General features: G+C 41.9%; 2 protein-coding genes. One reads left to right on the top strand and one right to left on the bottom strand.

Annotated elements, in window-relative coordinates; genetic code table 11:
* Positions 1–70: 70 nt before the first annotated feature.
* A complete protein-coding gene (locus tag WB217_RS14920; RefSeq protein WP_423994030.1) occupies positions 71–253 on the bottom strand; it encodes a DUF3896 family protein in 183 nt (60 codons plus the stop codon).
* Positions 254–550: 297 nt separating this feature from the next.
* On the opposite strand from WB217_RS14920, the gene WB217_RS14925 reads away from it, so the two are divergent.
* A partial coding sequence (locus tag WB217_RS14925; RefSeq protein WP_423994031.1) for a DEAD/DEAH box helicase occupies positions 551–1,976 on the top strand: 1,426 nt, incomplete at its 3' end.

Genomic DNA, 1,976 nt, shown 5'->3' on the forward strand with positions numbered 1-1,976 from the left:
ATTAAATGTCACAACTCCCTATGTAAAAAAATGGCACCGGTTATCCGGCACCATGTCATTCGATATATTTTTATTGAATTAATTTCCCGCGCTCAAAATGATTCATGCATGTCAGTTCAATAATGTATTCATAATTCGCAATTGATTTGAGAATGTCTTCTTTTTCTTCCAGGGATAGATCTGGATTTTGTATTTTCATTACGAGTGCCATCTGCAATGCCTCTAACTGTGATTTTACTTCCTGATAGTCCATTCACAACACCCTCCTATAAAATGTAATCGCTTTCTTTTCTTATTTCCATTATATCTTATGAACCCAATTGGGTATCTGTCGATTTATTGTGAAATTGTGAAACCTTCTATAGAATGGGCATTTTTATCCATGTGAGAGCGAAAGCAACTTAGCTCATTCCCTGGCTCACCCTTCTTTTTACATTCGCTTAGTCCGCCATTTCAAGTATAATGAATACTATTCAGTTTATGCATATGATAATTCTTTGCGAGAATCCTATATATAAGTGGAATAATAAAAAATAAAAGAGGTTACTACATGAGCGAAAGAAGTTTTGAGGATTACAATTTAAGCGATGAAATTAAACGGGCACTTAGTGTGCTTAAATATGAAAGTCCTACAGAGGTCCAAATTGAAGTGATTCCATTAGCATTACAAAATCAGGACCTGGTCGTGAAATCACAGACAGGAAGCGGAAAGACGGCTTCATTCGGGATTCCGATCTGCGACATGATTGAGTGGGAAGAAAAGCTGCCGCAGGCTTTGATTCTTACACCAACAAGGGAACTGGCTGCTCAAGTCCGCGAAGACATCACGAATATCGGCAGGTTTAAAAGGATCAAAGCGGCGGCTGTTTATGGGAAAGAACCGTTTTCTAAACAAAAAGAAGAGTTGAAGCAAAAAACGCATGTCGTTGTTGGCACCCCTGGCCGTGTGATTGATCATATCGAAAGAGAAACGCTCCTTTTAGACAAGATCAAATATCTGATCATCGATGAAGCAGATGAAATGCTGAACATGGGATTTATTGAACAAGTTGAATGGATCATCGAACAACTTCCACAGGACAGAGTAACAATGGTGTTTTCTGCTACCCTGCCTAAGGATGTTGAAAATCTTTGCCATCAATATATGAAGGAACCTGTTCAAATCGAAATTGCCTCTACTGGTGTGACAACGAGTACGATTGAACATTCATTGATTGAAGTAAAAGAAGAAGAGAAAATTGCGCTGCTTAAGGACATTACCGTTGTTGAAAACCCTGACAGCTGCATTATTTTTTGCAGGACGAAGGAAAATGTCGATACCGTCTATGCTCAGCTTGACGCGGCTAATTATTCTTGCGAAAGGCTGCATGGCGGGTTGGAGCAGGAAGATCGCTTTGCCGTTATGAATGGCTTCAAAATGGGCAATTTCCGCTATCTTATAGCCACCGATGTCGCTGCAAGGGGAATTGACGTCGACAACGTATCAATTGTCATCAACTATGATGTACCGATGGAAAAAGAAAGCTATGTCCACCGTACAGGCCGGACGGGACGCGCTGGCAATAAAGGAAAAGCGATTACGCTCGCAACCCCTTATGAAGGGAAATTCATCAAGGCAATCGAACGATACATTGACTTTGAAATTCCTGTGGCAGAAGCTCCGAGCAAGCAAGAGGTTGCCAGTAACCAGGTTGCATTCGATGAAAAAATCGGCGGGCGCCGAGTCGTCAAAAATAACAAAACAGCCCGCATCAACCAGGGAATCACGAAGCTTCATTTCAGCGGCGGGAAAAAGAAAAAGCTTCGCGCAGTTGACTTCGTGGGAACGATCGCGAAAATCCCTGGAGTAACCGCAGATGATATCGGCATCATCACCATCCATGATACGATGACCTATGTCGATATCCTGAACGGAAAAGGATCATTGGTCATCCAGGCGATGGAGGATGCAACGATTAAGGGAAAGAAGCTAAGGG

The sequence above is a fragment of the Mesobacillus sp. genome (genome assembly GCF_049588175.1).
In the GTDB taxonomy this organism is placed as follows: domain Bacteria; phylum Bacillota; class Bacilli; order Bacillales; family Cytobacillaceae; genus Mesobacillus.